Source organism: Pseudomonas berkeleyensis (assembly GCF_014109765.1).
Lineage (GTDB): Bacteria > Pseudomonadota > Gammaproteobacteria > Pseudomonadales > Pseudomonadaceae > Aquipseudomonas > Aquipseudomonas berkeleyensis.
Genome location: NZ_CP059139.1, coordinates 2,847,884 through 2,862,478 on the forward strand (window position 1 = coordinate 2,847,884; position 14,595 = coordinate 2,862,478).

9 protein-coding genes are annotated in these 14,595 nt (G+C 63.3%); 4 read left to right on the forward strand and 5 right to left on the reverse strand.

Annotated features, from left to right (window positions below):
• Positions 1 to 23: 23 nt before the first annotated feature.
• The 3 genes from HS968_RS13245 to HS968_RS13255 all read right to left on the reverse strand — a co-directional run bounded on the left by HS968_RS13245 (position 24) and on the right by HS968_RS13255 (position 4,914).
• Positions 24 to 3,116, reverse strand: a complete 3,093-nt coding sequence (locus HS968_RS13245) for an efflux RND transporter permease subunit (protein ID WP_182366295.1) — start codon at positions 3,114 to 3,116, stop codon at positions 24 to 26.
• Positions 3,113 to 4,219 (reverse strand): efflux RND transporter periplasmic adaptor subunit, encoded by a 1,107-nt coding sequence (locus tag HS968_RS13250; protein WP_182366298.1) that lies wholly within the window; start codon positions 4,217 to 4,219, stop codon positions 3,113 to 3,115. Before HS968_RS13250 ends, HS968_RS13245 begins: the two co-directional genes overlap by 4 nt.
• A gap of 80 nt (positions 4,220 to 4,299) precedes the next feature.
• Positions 4,300 to 4,914 carry a TetR/AcrR family transcriptional regulator gene (locus HS968_RS13255; RefSeq protein ID WP_182366301.1) on the reverse strand — a complete coding sequence of 205 codons (615 nt, stop codon included), beginning with the start codon at positions 4,912 to 4,914 and terminating at the stop codon, positions 4,300 to 4,302.
• Between the two features lie 90 nt (positions 4,915 to 5,004).
• On the opposite strand from HS968_RS13255, the gene HS968_RS13260 reads away from it, so the two are divergent.
• From HS968_RS13260 to HS968_RS13275, 4 genes are all read left to right on the forward strand, one after another.
• Positions 5,005 to 6,453 (forward strand): efflux transporter outer membrane subunit, encoded by a 1,449-nt coding sequence (locus tag HS968_RS13260; RefSeq protein WP_182366304.1) that lies wholly within the window; start codon positions 5,005 to 5,007, stop codon positions 6,451 to 6,453.
• A gap of 251 nt (positions 6,454 to 6,704) precedes the next feature.
• On the forward strand, positions 6,705 to 7,136 hold the full coding sequence (locus tag HS968_RS13265) for a hypothetical protein (RefSeq protein ID WP_182366307.1): 432 nt from the start codon (positions 6,705 to 6,707) through the stop codon (positions 7,134 to 7,136).
• Positions 7,133 to 8,221 carry a DUF3182 family protein gene (locus HS968_RS13270; RefSeq protein WP_182366311.1) on the forward strand — a complete coding sequence of 363 codons (1,089 nt, stop codon included), beginning with the start codon at positions 7,133 to 7,135 and terminating at the stop codon, positions 8,219 to 8,221. Before HS968_RS13265 ends, HS968_RS13270 begins: the two co-directional genes overlap by 4 nt.
• The gene (locus HS968_RS13275) at positions 8,218 to 8,988 is read left to right on the forward strand and encodes an alpha/beta hydrolase family protein (RefSeq protein WP_119691307.1); all 771 of its coding nucleotides are present in this window, start codon (positions 8,218 to 8,220) and stop codon (positions 8,986 to 8,988) included. Before HS968_RS13270 ends, HS968_RS13275 begins: the two co-directional genes overlap by 4 nt.
• Positions 8,989 to 9,136: 148 nt before the next feature.
• Here HS968_RS13275 and glgB read toward each other — a convergent pair whose 3' ends face one another.
• Both glgB and treS read right to left on the reverse strand, forming a co-directional pair.
• Positions 9,137 to 11,290: a 1,4-alpha-glucan branching protein GlgB gene (glgB, locus tag HS968_RS13280; protein ID WP_182366313.1), complete on the reverse strand. Its 2,154-nt coding sequence runs from the start codon at positions 11,288 to 11,290 to the stop codon at positions 9,137 to 9,139.
• Positions 11,287 to 14,592 (reverse strand): maltose alpha-D-glucosyltransferase, encoded by a 3,306-nt coding sequence (gene treS, locus HS968_RS13285; protein WP_182366315.1) that lies wholly within the window; start codon positions 14,590 to 14,592, stop codon positions 11,287 to 11,289. The genes glgB and treS overlap by 4 nt, the downstream gene beginning before the upstream one ends.
• Between the last annotated feature and the right edge of the window lie 3 nt (positions 14,593 to 14,595).

Here is a 14,595-nt window from a genome sequence, read left to right on the forward strand (position 1 = left end):
GACAACGCTGACCGGCAGTTGCGTCAGGCTTTCGCCGCGACGCTCGAATCATCGGTGCGCTCGCTGGGACGGATCTTGAACCAGATGGAGTACATCGCCGGCAGGAACACCAGGGTCATGATGGTGCCGACGAAAGTCCCCCCGATCAGCGTGTAGGCCAAGGTGCCCCAGAACACCGAATGGGTCAGCGGAATGAAGGCGAGAATGGCCGCCAGCGCGGTCAGCAATACCGGTCGGGCTCGTTGTACCGTGGCCTCAACGACGGCATTGAATGGGTCGAGCCCCTCGTTTTCGTTATGGTGGATCTGCCCGATCAGGATCAGCGTGTTGCGCATCAGGATGCCCGACAGCGCGATCAGCCCGACCAGGGCATTGATGCCGAACGGCTGCTGGAACAGCAGCAGAACCGGCACCACGCCAATCAGGCCCAACGGCGAGGTGAGAAACACCATCACCATCGCCGAGATCGAGCGCACCTGCAGGATGATGATCAGCAGTGTCAGAGCAATCATGATCGGCAGCAGCGGCAGAATCGCCTTGCTGGCCTTGCCGGACTCCTCGAAGGAACCAGCCATTTCGATGCGGTAGCCGGCAGGCAACGTCTCGATGATCGGTTGCAAGTCTTTCCACACCGCCACGGAGACGTCGGGCGGCTGCAGCTCTTCGGCGATATCGCCACGCACGGTAATGGTCGGCGTGCGGTCGCGACGGCGCAGGATCGGGTCTTCCATGCGTACACCCACTTCACCGATCTGCGACAGCGGAATGCGCTGACCAGCCGAGCCGACCAGCGTGAAACCTTCGATCTTCGCCGGATCGAGACGGATATCCCCCGCCGCACGACCGACCACCTGCACCGAGCGAATATCTTCGCGTACCAAGGTGATCGGCACGCCGCTGAGCAGGAACTGCAACTGCTGAGCGACCGCGTTGGAAGTCAGGCCAACGGCCTGCAAGCGATCCTGATCCAGCGAGAAATGCAGCGTTGGCACCAGCGGGCCCCAGTCGGCATTCACCGTGCGCATCATCGGGCTGGCCTGCAACACGCTCTGCACGCGAGAGGCGATTTCACGCAGTTGCATGGGATCTGGCCCCATCACCCGATACGCCACTGGGTATGGCGAGTACGGGCCGAAGACCAGTTGCGTGACGCGAACCTTGGCTTCGGGCGCCAACCCTTCGGAGGCCGCTTCTCGGAGGCGCAGCTTGAGCGCTTCGCGGGCTTCCTGGCTGTCCGTCAGCACCACGATCTTGGCAAACGATGGATCGGGCAACTCCGGCGCCATGGCCAGGAAGAAGCGCGGTGGGCCCTGGCCGATGTAGGAGGTGACGATCTTGGCTTCTTCCTGTTCGCGCAGCCACGACTCGACCTTGATGGCGGTGGCGTTGGTCTGCTCGATGGAGGTGCCATAAGGCATCTGCAGTTCTACCAGTACCTCGGGTCGGTCGGAGGTCGGAAAGAACTGCTTCTTCACCAAACCCATGCCCAGCACGGCCACCACAAACAAGGTAATGACCGCGCCCGCCACCAGCCACTTATGGGCGATAACACGTGCCAGCAGCGTGCGGAAACGGTTGTAGTGGCGGGTGTTGTAGATCGCCGCGTGGCCGCCTTCGACCTGTTTGATATTCGGCAACAGCCTCACGCCCAGATAAGGCGTGAATGCCACTGCCACCACCCAGGAGGCGATCAGGGCAATGCCGACGATCCAGAACATGTTGCTGGTGTACTCACCCGCCGTGGACTGGGCGAAACCGTTGGGCATGAAGCCGATGGCAGTGACCAGAGTACCGGCAAGCATCGGCGCAGCGGTGTGACTCCAGGCATAGGCCGAGGCCTTGAAGCGGTCGTAGCCCTCCTCCATTTTCACCACCATCATTTCGATGGCGATGATAGCGTCGTCCACCAACAGGCCCAGAGCGAGAATCAGCGAGCCGAGGGTAATCCGGTCGAAATTCTTGCCCGTGGCGGCCATCACCACGAAAACGATGGCCAGCGTCAGCGGCACGGCAGTGGCAACCACAACACCGACGCGCCAGCCCATGCTGATAAAGCAGACCAGCATGACCACCAGCAAGGCGACGAAGAACTTGACCATGAACTCATCGACGGACAAGGTGATGTTGACCGCCTGATCGGTGACTTTATCGAGCGTCATGCCCAGCGGCATCTCTTCGTTGATGTTCGCCGTTTCGGCGTCGAGCGCCCTGCCGAGATCAAGGCCGTTCCAGCCCTCGCGCATCACCACACCGAGCAGCAATGCAGGCTCACCGCCATTGCGCACCAGAAAGGTGGCCGGGTCTTCGTAGCCGCGTTCCACCGTCGCTACGTCAGAGAGCTTCAGCGTGCGACCTTGCACGGCAATCGGTGTTTCGCGGATTTTCGCCAGCTTGTCGAAGGCGCCATCCAGGCGCATGACCACCTGCGGCCCGCTGGTTTCCACCGAACCGGCAGGCGTCAGCGCGTTCTGGCTATTGAGTGCGGCAAAGATGTCCTGCGGCGTTACGCCCAGGGTTGCCAACCGGTCATGGGAGAAGGAGACGAAAATACGCTCGGCCTGTTCGCCGATGATGTTGACCTTCTTGACCCCCGGCACGTGCAAGAGGCGCTGGCGCAGCGACTCGGCATCACGCACCAGTTGGCGCTGCGGTTCGCCCTTGGCCTTCAAGGCATACACCGCGAAGGTCACATCGGAGAACTCGTCGTTGATCATTGGCCCGATAACGCCGGCCGGCAACGTCTTGGCTTCATCGCCCAGCTTCTTGCGAGCCTGGTAGAACTCTTCCTGCACCTGCGACGGCGGCGTGCTATCGAGCAACGACACCATGGTGAATGCCAGCCCTGCACGGGTGTAGGTTTCACTGCGGTCGTACCAGCGCAGCTCCTGCATACGCTTTTCCAGCGGCTCGGCGACCTGATCCTGCATCTCCTGGGCAGTGGCGCCTGGCCAGGCCGTGATGATGGTCATCTGCTTGACGGTAAACGGTGGGTCTTCCGCCCTGCCGAGCTGGAAGAACGCCAGTGTCCCGGCCACGGCGATCAACAGGATGAGGAACAACGTGATGGCGCGCTCACGCACGGCAAGGGCGGAAAGGTTAAAACGCCCCTCGCTCATGGCTGACTCCCGGCGACCGACGCGCCCGTTGCCTGGGCAAGCCTGACCTCTTCGCCATCACGCAGCAGATGGGCACCGAGGGCCACCACCTGCTCACCGGCGTCGAGCGTGCCGGCGACACGTGCCGTGTCATCACCGATGCCCAACACCTGAACGGGGCGCCAGGAGACTTTTGCCGGCTCGCCAGCGATCACCCACACGCCGGTGCCATTGCCGGGGTCGTAGAGCGCGGCGATGGGCACTTGCAGCACTGGCGTGGCGTTCTTGCCCTCTGCGATATTCAGGGTGATGGTCGAGCCGAGTGGCGCATTCGCCAGCGCGCCGTCAAGCACATACCTGGCTTCGAAGGTACGGGTGGCGGCATCAGCGGCCTCGGAGAGCAAGCGCAGCTTGGCTGCGACGGCAGCGCCGCTATTGCCATACAAGGTGGCTTGAGCCGTTGAGCCCGGCGCCGGGCGCAGGGTTTCGGGGAGGTGCACGATGGCCTCACGCTGCCCTGCCCGCGCCAATCGCACCACCGGTTGCCCAGCGCTGACCACCTGGCCTGGTTCGGCCAGGGTATCCATTACCACGCCATCGGCGTCAGCCAGCAACACCGCGTAGCCCGTGGCATTGCGCGCCACATCAGCCTGAGCCTGAGCCGCGCTGAGCTGAGCCTTGGCGGAATCAGCGGCGGCCTTGATCTGAGCGTAGGCCGACGCCGATACCGCACCAGCAGCGACCAGCCCGCGATAACGCGCCTCGTCGTCAGCCGTCTGCTTGGCCAGCGCTCGGGCGGAAGCAACAGCCTCCTGCTGCGCACGCGCCTGCAATTGCAGGTCGATGGGGTCGAGGCGCATCAGCGGCTGGCCGCGTTTGACCGTTTCCCCGGTGTCGACCAGGCGCTCCAGGATCTTGCCCGACACGCGGAAACCAAGGTCACTCTGGGTACGGGCGACGACCACACCGGTGAATGAACGAGAAACCTCAAGCGAGTGCTCGACCGCCGCTGCTCTGACCAGCGGCGGCTTGAGGCGTGGGTCTTGATGGACTGACGAATCGCCACACGCCACCAGAAGGATAGGCAGTAGGCAAAGAGCAAAAGTGGCGGATTTGAGGCGCATGGGTTCCGTTACTCAAGAGCAATACAGGAACCCCATTCTTAGACTAGTGACTAATTCTGTCAATGGTCACAATCGATCTATCAAGGTGCCAAGCTTCGTAATATCAGTGCCGGCAAGTGCACGGCCGCCTCGGGAGCCGTGTCCAGGTTGTATTGCAACTGAGCAGGATTGACGTAGGGCAGGATGATCAGAAAGATCGCCTTGGTGGCCTCGTCCAACGGCGTCTTGCGCTCGAACTCGCCAGATGCGCGACCGTCGAGCAGGATCTGCTGAATGATTGCGCGTATGCGTACCTGGTGTGCCACTGCGGAAGGCCACTGATCACGCGAAGCGACCGCCGCGATGTCATAGAGCTTGCGATCATGGAAGAAAAGATCGCTACCAGCCTCTGAAATAGAGCGAAACAGGCACCTCAGTTTTTCAGACGCCGTCGGCGCGCCGGCGATGGCCGCGTCGACAATCTCCATGATCATCGCCAGGCGATTGGTGCAGATCACCGCACCGATGGCCTGCTTGGACTCGAAGAACTTGTAGATATAGGCCTTGGAGAAACCGATGGCCTTGGCGAGATCCGAGACGGTGGTCTTCTCGTAACCGTAATGGCTGAAATGCTCGGTTGCAGCGCTGATGATCTGATCGCGAATCTCGTGATCCAGCGGCCCGCGTATGGTTGAGGTGTTCATATTTTCGTTCATGCCTACAGCTTAACCCTGTAGTGGGCTGATTGACAGAAAGTGACCAATCTATAATATGGTCACAACTTGAATTGGTCTCAGAGAAACCTCATGCCTCCCTTCCGTCTTCTCGCTCTCGCGGTAAGCACCAGTCTGGCAGCAGGCTGCGCGGTTGGCCCGGACTACCAGCGTCCGGATGTTCCACTGGCCGAACGATACATTGGCCAGGCCGCAGTAGAGAGCCGAAGCGCGACGACCACTGCCAGCTTCGCGGCCTGGTGGGAAGGCTTTGGCGACCCACAACTGAGCGCGCTGGTCAGTCAGGCGCTCGCGCAGAACCTTGATATGGCCCAAGCCCAGGCACGGGTCGTTCAGGCACGCGCCGGGCTGGGTGCAGCCAATGCGGCTCTGCTGCCCTCCGCAACAGTCAATGGCCAGGCAGCCCGTGCTTACCAGTCGCTGGAAACACCGCTGGGCCAGGTGCTCGACACCGCGCCCGGCTATGACCGCTATGGTAATAGCTACGAGGCCAATCTCAATGCGAGCTGGGAACTGGATGTATTTGGCGGCCTGCGCCGTGGCCGAGAAGCGGCTCTGGCCGAATACCAGGCATCCGAGGCCGGCGTCGTCGCCACGCGACTGGCCGTCGCGGCGCAAACCGCCGATGTCTACACCACCATCCGTGGCCTGCAGGCGCGGCTGGAGATTGCCCAGCGGCAGGTCGACACCCAGCAGGAGCTGTTGGAGAAAGTGCGCCTGCTGCACGAGCAGGGGCTTGCCGCCGAATTTCAGGTACAGCAGACCGAGGGCCAGCTGTCGCAGGTCAAGGCCAGTGTGCCGGTGCTGCAGGCGGGCCTGGATGCGGCCATGAATGCGCTGGATGTGATGCTCGGCACCCCGCCCGGCACCCATCGCGCCGAGCTGGCCAGCGCAAGCGCCATCCCACGCGCTCCGCAACTGACGGCCACTGGCTCGCCAGCTGATCTGCTGCGCCGCCGCCCCGATCTGATAGCCGCCGAACGTCGCCTGGTCGCCGCCAATGCCCGTATCGGCATGGCGATCAGCGAGTACTACCCGAAATTCTCGCTCAGTGCCCTGCTCGGCAGTGCCGCCACGCAAAGTGGCAACCTGTTCAGCAGCGGCGCCGCGCAATCGGCCGGCGTGCTGGGCCTGCGCTGGCGACTGTTCGACTTCGGCCGTATCAACGCGCAGATCGATCAGGCCAAGGGCCAGGAAGCCGAAGCGCTCGCGGCTTATCGGCAGTCGGTGCTAAGAGCCAGTGAAGATGTTGAAAACGCTTTCTCGGCCCTGGTCAATCGCGAGGCTCAGGCGACCACCCTGCTAGCAGGCGAAACATCGCTCACGGGCGCCAGGCAGTCATCGTTCATCGCCTATCAAAGCGGCGCGGCCAGCCTGATCGAAGTGCTCAACGCCGACGAAACCTTGCTGCGAGCTTCGGATGCCAGAGCCCAGGCGCAGACGGAATCTGCGCGCGCCGCCATTGCGGCATTCAGGGCACTGGGTGGCGGTTGGCAGACGGAACAACTGGCCAAACGCTGATTTTCAAAACCCCGCATCGGCTCAATCTCGCGGACAGGTTCGAGCTTCACGCCGAGTTCCGCCATCGCCTTGAGCTGCCCTTTGTACACCCTTGCAGTGCCCAGTGAGGCTGGAGCGGCGCGCCCGGTTTTCAGCTCGTGGCTGCATGAATACCGCTGTTTCTGCAGCCGCCCCACCGATCAGAAATCCTGAACTTCATACCGATAGCCTGGCTCACAAACGATGAAGGCCACCGTTATGGAGATATCACCATGCAAGCCGCCGTTCCTATCTTTCTACTCGGCTGGATGACCGCTGCCGACGCCTTGGCCGATGCCTGCTATGTCAGCAGCCGCTCGTCCAGCGACGCCATTCGCGAAGTTGAAAAAGAGCTGTGCTATGAATTCGTCGGTATGTCACAGGGCGATATCGACTGGTCCTGCAACAACGAAAGCGATGAGATGATCAACACCCGGCAGCAAAAGGTCGCCAGTTGTTCCAGCGACAGCATCGGCACCTGTGAGGCCGCGCTGACCCAGGAAAGCCTGAGCAACTACCGCTCCACCGCTGAAGATGAAGACCAGGCACGCCCAGCGGTACCGAACGACGCCAAGGTCGTCACCCACTATTACAACGTGGGTGACCTGCGTCAGGTACGACTCGATTGCGAGAGCGCAGGCGGCACCTGGCGAGGTAAGCAATGACCCCACACAGCAGCGTGGTATGGCTACCCGTTCAAGGCACCCGCAGTGAGCACGAGCGCGCCGTGCAGCAGATATTGGCCGAGAAGCTGGGCAAGCTGCTCGGCTGCCCTTTCATAGGCGACTACTCGACCAGCCTGCCCTCCGGGGGGCGTTATTACTTCCTGCCGGATGACACCTTGGTAGGCGATGTCTCGGCGCTGGGCATCGACAGCAATCAGGATCTCTTCGGCGGTGTGGTCGAGCACGCTTTCGTGGCGACCAAGGCAATCAGCCATCCGCTGATCAGCGAGCAGAGCCGGCACCCTGACGGTTGGTCGGAGAGCTTCGCACTGCAGGTCGATCAGGTCACGTTGCCCGGCTTCACCGCGTTCGATCTGGATGATGCTCACAGCGCCGGTCAACGTCTGCTGCGGGATGGGCCGCTGCGCCTCAAGCCGGTGCTGGCCCGGGCGGGACGCGGGCAACAATCGATCAACGACCTGGCGGAACTGGAGACTGCCCTGGCAGCGCTGGACGCACAAACCGTGCGCGAGCATGGCCTGGTGCTGGAGGAAGAGCTGCGTCAGCCCTACACCTACAGCGTCGGCCAGATCACCGTGGCGGGCGTCACATTGAGCTACTACGGCAGCCAGCATCTGACCCGTGACAACCACGGCCATTCGGTTTACGGCGGCTCCGAGCTGATCATGGTCAGAGGTGATTATCTGGCCCTGATGGCCCTGACCATGCCGCGTGCGGCGCGCCTGGCCCTTCAGCAGGCGCGTATCTACGAACTGGCTGCGTTCGAGGCCTACCCCGGCCTCTTCGCTTCGCGGCGCAACTACGACGTGGCCTGTGGCGAAAGCCGCACCGGCAAGCAGCGCTGCGGTGTACTGGAGCAATCCTGGCGGGTTGGCGGGGCCAGCCCGGCGGAAATATTCGCCCTGGAAGCCTTCGTCGACGACCCGGCGCTAAGGCAGCTGCATGCCTCGACCTTCGAGCACTATGGCGACATCCCACCTCCACGCGGCGCCATTTGCCTCTATCAGGGGCACGACGATGAACTAGGCTTGCTGAGCAAGTACGTCAAGGTGGAACGGACATGAGTGCACAGAGCGAGACGCTGGAAATCCTGGTCGATGACGAAGCTATCGCTGCTACCCTCCTCTCGCCGCCGGCCAAGGTGCCTGGCGTACTCTTCGTCCATGGCTGGGGTGGCAGCCAGCAGCGTGATCTGGCACGTGCCCGAGGCATTGCGGGGCTTGGCTGCGTATGCCTGACCTTCGACCTGCGTGGCCACGAGAAGACCATCGCCGCGAAGGAGAGCGTGACCCGCGCGCACAACCTGGCCGATATCATCGCCGCCTACGACCGTCTGACCGAACACCCAGCCGTCGACACCGACTGCATCGCGGTGATCGGCAGCAGCTACGGCGGGTATCTGTCCACCCTGCTGAGCACGCAGCGCGCGGTGAAATGGCTGGCCCTGCGGGTACCTGCGCTGTACTGGGACGAGCAATGGCACACACCCAAAGGCCAGTTGGACACCACGCGCCTGCAGGAATACCGGCGGCGCCTATTGCGCGCCGAGGACAATCAGGCGCTGCGTGCCTGCTCGGCGTTTCGTGGCGACGTGCTGCTGGTAGAGTCCGAGCACGATGACTTCGTGCCGCACGCCACGCTGATGAGCTACCGCGCCGCCTTCGACAAGGCCCACTCGCTGACGCACCGCATCCTCGACGGCGCCGATCACGCCCTCAGCGAAGACCGCGACCAGCAGGCCTATACCCAGATTCTCGGCAACTGGATCAGTGAGATGGTCATCGGCGCGCGGGTCGGCAACTACCCGCATCAGTTGGTGCGGTATTCCTGACACCCACGGGCATGGGCGGATCGCTGCGCATGGCGCACCCTACAAACTCCCGCACGCGCGCCTCCAACGTAGGGTGCGCCGCGCGCACCGGCTTTTGGCTTTTGCACTCTAACCGCGGTGCGCACGACCTAGGCGCCCCCGCGACACCCTACGGGCGGAGCAGCAGTGTGGCCAGCGGTGGCAATTGCAGATTCAGCGAATCGGCCTGGCCATGAGCCGCTACAGCGTCGCTATGCAGCTCGCCCTGAGTACCCGCCCCCGAACCACTCCAGCGGCTCTCGTCGGTATTGAGCAGCACCCGCCAGCTTCCAGCCTTTGGCACGCCAATGCGGTAGCCATCGATCACCTGTGGCGTGAAATTGTGCACCACCAGCAGCGATTCGCCGTCCCGACCGTGCCGCAGCCAGGCGAATACGCTGTTGCGGGCGTCATCGCCGATCAGCCATTGGAAACCTTCGGCTCGATCGTCCAGCTGATGCAGCGCCGGCTCGCCGCGATACAACCGGTTCAGCTCACGCACCAGTGCCTGGCTCGCCGCATGTTCGGGGTACTGCAGCAGGTACCAGTCCAGTTGCTGGTCGTGATTCCATTCGCACCACTGGCCGAATTCGCAACCCATGAACAGCAGCTTCTTGCCCGGATGCGTCCACATCAGCGCCAGAAACAGGCGCAGGTTGGCGAACTGCTGCCAGCGATCGCCCGGCATGCGCCCGAGCAGCGAACGTTTGCCATGCACCACTTCGTCGTGGGAGATCGGCAGGATGAACCGCTCGGAAAACGCGTAGTGCAAACCGAAGGTGATCTGGTGATGGTGGTGCCGGCGAAACATCGGGTCTTGCTGGATGTAGCTCAGGCTGTCGTTCATCCAGCCCATGTTCCACTTGTGGGTGAAGCCCAGGCCGCCCTCCTGCACCGGCCGGCTGACGCCGGGCCAGGCGGTGGATTCCTCGGCGATCATCAGTGCGCCCGGCACCTCGGTGCGCACCACCTCGTTGAGGTGCTGGAGAAACTCGATGGCCTCCAGGTTCTCGCGCCCGCCGTGACGGTTGGGAATCCACTGCCCCGCTTCGCGCGAATAGTCGCGATACAGCATCGAGGCCACCGCATCCACGCGCAGACCATCGACGTGGTACTCACGCAGCCAGTACAGCGCGCTGGCGAGCATGAAACCGTGCACCTCGGTGCGCCCCAGGTTGTAGATGCAGGTGTTCCAGTCCGGATGGAAGCCCTCGAACGGGTGCGCGTACTCATACAGCGCGGTGCCGTCGAACTCGGCCAGGCCATGGGCATCGTTGGGGAAATGCCCCGGCACCCAGTCGAGGATCACGCCGATACCGGCGCGGTGGCAGCGGTCGACGAACGCTGCGAAGCGTTCGGGGCTGCCAAAACGTGCGGTCGGCGCGAACATCGACAGCGGCTGATAGCCCCACGAACCGCCAAACGGGTGCTCCATGATCGGCATCAGTTCGATATGGGTGAAGCCCAGATCCTGCACGTAGGGAATCAGCCGGTCGGCCAATTCATCCCAGCTTGGTGGGCGGCCTTGCGTCCACTGCCAGGAGCCGGCATGCAGCTCGTAGATTGCAAGCGGCGCCTGCGGGCCATGGCGCTTGTCGCGCGCGCTCATCCACTGCTCGTCCTGCCAGGCGAAAGGCTCGGCCTGCGGCACGCGCGATGCGGTGGCTGGCGGCATTTCGGTGGCCTGGGCCAACGGATCGGCACGTAAAGGCAGCACGCCGCCCTGGCCGAGGATTTCGTATTTGTAGCACTCGCCCGCCTCCAGGCGCGGAATGAACAACTCCCATATACCCGCCGGGTAGCGCAGGCGCATGGGGTGACGGCGACCATCCCAACTGTTGAAGTCGCCGACCACGGAAACCCGCTTGGCGTTGGGCGCCCAGACGGCAAAACGCACGCCCGGCACGCCTTCGTGCTCGACAGGCCGCGAGCCGAGGCAGCGCCACAGCTCGCGGTGATTGCCTTCGGCGAACAGGTAAAGATCGGTTTCACCCAGCAGCGGGCCGAATGAATACGGGTCTTCGCATTCCTGCACACCGCCGGGCCAGTGAATACGCAGCCGATAACGCTGCGGTTGCGCCAAGCGCAGTTCGAACAGACCGTCCGGGTCGCTGAGCTGCATGGCACCGAGTGATTCGCCGTCGGCCGTCAGCAGGTCAACCGCATCGGCGCCGGGCAACCAGACGCGGATCAGAACTCCATCGCCGTGCGCATGAGGGCCGAGAAAACCGAACGGATCGCCTTCCTCGGCCTGGCGCAGGCGTTCCACCGTGTTGTGATTCAAGTTCGCACTCCCAGCAGTTGGCGAGCCAGATCCGCCAGGCCCTGGAGCGGAACATCGATCCAGTCGGGGCGGTGGCCGCTTTCGTAAACGATTTCATAGGCCGCCTTTTCCAGGCAGAACAGAGTGAGCGCAGCATCCTCGCCGTCCCGCTCATGCCACTCGTGCGGCAAGCCATTAGCAGCCAGGCGATAGGCCTCCAGGAAGGCATTGCGAGCCGTGCTGCGGTAACGCGCTACCACAGTGCGCACCACCTGCTGGGCATCCACGGCGCCGTCTACCCCGCCTGCATTGCGCTGCGCCACGGCAGCGGCGTAGTCGAAGGAGCGCAGCATGCCGGCCACATCCTTGAACGGGCTGTGGCGTTGGCGGCGCTCCTCCAGCGAGCGATTGGGCTCGCCCTCGAAGTCGATGATGTAGGCGTCGCCCTGAACCACCAGCACCTGGCCCAGATGCAGATCGCCATGCACACGAATGCGCAGGCCGCCGGCAACTTGGCGTGCCAATCTGGTGGTCGCCTCGAGCAGCGCCTGTTGCTTGCCGAGCAACCAATCCGCCTGCTGCGCATCGGCTGTAGCCAGGCCGTCGCGATTGCGAGCTAGAGCCTGCAACGCCTGTTGCAACTGGCCGGTGATCGATTCGGCCCAGTGCGCGCTGTCCTGTTCGTCGCTGAGCCGATAGCCGAAATCCGGGTTCTCCACTGGGCGTGCCATCACCGCGTGCATCTCACCTACCCGCTTGCCGAGCGTGGCGGAAAACGCCGCCAGCTCATCCAACGCGTCCAGCTCTGGGTCGGCGGTACCGCCAGCGAGCCCGTCGCGGATGGCACGGTCGAGGGTGTTCAGCGTCCACTGCCAGGCATCGCCCTGGTTGTCGAGGTAGCGCTGCACCACCATCAGCGTGTGCGGCTGGCCGTCATCGTCGACCCGTACCACTTCGCCGAGAAACGGCGCGACGTTGGCATAGCCGTGGTCGGTGAGGAAACGGCCCATCTCCACTTCCGGGTGAATGCCGGGGAAGCCACGGCGCAGCAGCTTGACCAGCAGCTGTTCACCGAGCAGTGCCGAGCTGTTGGATTGCTCGGCCGACAGCAGCTTGAAGGCGCTTTCATCAAGCGCTTCGAGTGCCAGCAGGCCAGGTTCGGCACGGAACTGGATCTCGCCAGCGGCGCTGCGCAGCATGCTTTGCTCACGTAGCAGACTGAGGATGTGCTGGTTGAATTGCGGCAGGCTGAAGGCGTCGGTCAGCAACTCGACACGTCGGCCACGGCGTAGCCTCGCCAACGCCAGTTGTTGCGGCAGGTCGTTACCGACAGCGCGTTCCGGCACCGCCGCCAGCGGCAGGCGGTAGTGCTCGACGCCCGCCTCGCCCTGTACTTCCACCTCCGCCAGCAAGGGCGCATCCGCTCCTTCGGCCAGTGGAACGACGTAGAGCAGGCGCACGCCGTCGCTCGGTCGTTCCTGGCCGGCGAACCAGCGACGCTTGGCCAGATACAACGGCAGCGACTCACGCTCCAGGGTTTGCCGGGGCCGGTCATTCATCACTTCGCTGAGGGCACGACCAAGCACCAGGGTCTGCAGCTCCGGCATACGTTCGACAGGCTTCAGGTGCCAGCTGGGCATCTGTGAGGCATCGGCCAGGTAGAACCAGTAGAAGCCATATGGCGGCAGCGTCAGCAGGTAGGTGAGCTGGCCAATGGGCGGAAACGAGGCGCCACCGATCATCTCCACCGGCACCCGGTCGCGGTAGTCAGCCAGTTCCAGTTCCACCGCCTGGGCGGCACTCGACAGGTTGGCCACGCAGAGTATCTGCTGCTCAGTGCCATCCTCGGCCCGATGCAGGCGCAGGTAAGCCAGGATGCGCCGGTTGCTCGGCGCCAGCATCACCAGCGAGCCACGGCCAAAGGCCTTGTGCTGATTGCGGATGGCGAGCATGCGCCGCGTCCAGTTGAGCAGCGAGTGCGGGTCGCGGGCCTGGGCCTCGACATTGATGGTCTGGTAGCCGTACAGCGAATCCATGATCGGTGGCAGCACCAGGCTGGCCGGATCGGCACGGGAGAAGCCGCCGTTGCGATCCACCGACCACTGCATTGGCGTGCGCACACCGTCGCGGTCACCCAGGTAGATGTTGTCGCCCATGCCGATCTCGTCACCGTAGTACAGCGTCGGTGTGCCCGGCATCGACAGCAGCAGGCTGTTGAGCAGTTCGATACGCCGTCGATCACGTGAGACCAGCGGCGCCAGACGACGACGGATACCCAGGTTGATGCGCGCACGGCTGTCTGCGGCGTAGTAGTTCCACAGGTAGTCGCGCTCGTCGTCTGTGACCATTTCCAGGGTCAGTTCATCGTGGTTGCGCAGGAAGATAGCCCATTGGCAGTTGGGCGGGATTTCCGGCGTCTGGCGCAGGATGTCGGTGATCGGGAAACGGTCTTCCTGGGCGATGGCCATGTACATGCGCGGCATCAGCGGGAAATGGAAGGCCATATGGCACTCATCGTCCTCGCCGAAGTAAGGCCGTGTGTCCTCGGGCCACTGGTTGGCTTCGGCCAGGAGCAGGCGATCCGGGTAGCGGGCGTCCACTTCGGCGCGGATGCGCTTGAGCACCGCGTGAGTCTCCGGCAGGTTCTCGCTGCTGGTGCCGTCGCGTTCGATCAGGTACGGAATGGCGTCCAGGCGCAGGCCGTCGACACCCATGTCCAGCCAGAAGCGCATCACCCCGAGTACCGCGTCGAGCACCTTGGGGTTGTCGAAATTGAGATCTGGCTGATGCGAGTAGAAGCGGTGCCAGAAGTACTGGCCGGCCACGGCGTCCCAACTCCAGTTGGACTTCTCGCTGTCGATGAAAATGATCCGCGTGCCGTCGTACTTCTCGTCGGTATCCGACCACACGTAGTAGTTGCGCGCCTTGGAGTTCTTCTTCGCCTTGCGCGCGCGCTGGAACCAGGGATGCTGATCCGAGGTGTGGTTGATCACCAGCTCGGTGATCACGCGCAGGCCACGCTTGTGCGCCTCGGCGATGAAGCGCCGGGCATCGGCCAGGCTGCCGTAGTCAGGGTGTACGCCGCGGTACATGGCGATGTCGTAGCCGTCGTCACGGCGTGGCGAGGGGTAGAACGGCAGCAGCCACAGGGTGTTCACGCCGAGGTCGGCGATGTAGTCGAGCTTGTCGATCAGCCCCTGGAAGTCGCCGATGCCGTCGTTGTTGGCATCGAAGAATGACTTCACGTGAACCTGGTAGATCACCGCATCCTTGTACCACTGCGGGTCGTTGAGAAAGCTCTTGGCAGCGCTGCGCTTGGCCATGGT

Excerpts from the sequence above, each read along its gene's own strand:
- HS968_RS13260 (WP_182366304.1), top strand. The coding sequence starts at position 5,005 with ATGCCTCCCTTCCGTCTTCTCGCTCTCGCGGTAAGCACCAGTCTGGCA.
- HS968_RS13245 (WP_182366295.1), bottom strand. The coding sequence starts at position 3,116 with ATGAGCGAGGGGCGTTTTAACCTTTCCGCCCTTGCCGTGCGTGAGCGC.
- HS968_RS13270 (WP_182366311.1), top strand. The coding sequence starts at position 7,133 with ATGACCCCACACAGCAGCGTGGTATGGCTACCCGTTCAAGGCACCCGC.
- treS (WP_182366315.1), bottom strand. The coding sequence starts at position 14,592 with ATGGCCAAGCGCAGCGCTGCCAAGAGCTTTCTCAACGACCCGCAGTGG.
- HS968_RS13250 (WP_182366298.1), bottom strand. The coding sequence starts at position 4,219 with ATGCGCCTCAAATCCGCCACTTTTGCTCTTTGCCTACTGCCTATCCTT.
- HS968_RS13265 (WP_182366307.1), top strand. The coding sequence starts at position 6,705 with ATGCAAGCCGCCGTTCCTATCTTTCTACTCGGCTGGATGACCGCTGCC.
- HS968_RS13275 (WP_119691307.1), top strand. The coding sequence starts at position 8,218 with ATGAGTGCACAGAGCGAGACGCTGGAAATCCTGGTCGATGACGAAGCT.
- HS968_RS13255 (WP_182366301.1), bottom strand. The coding sequence starts at position 4,914 with ATGAACGAAAATATGAACACCTCAACCATACGCGGGCCGCTGGATCAC.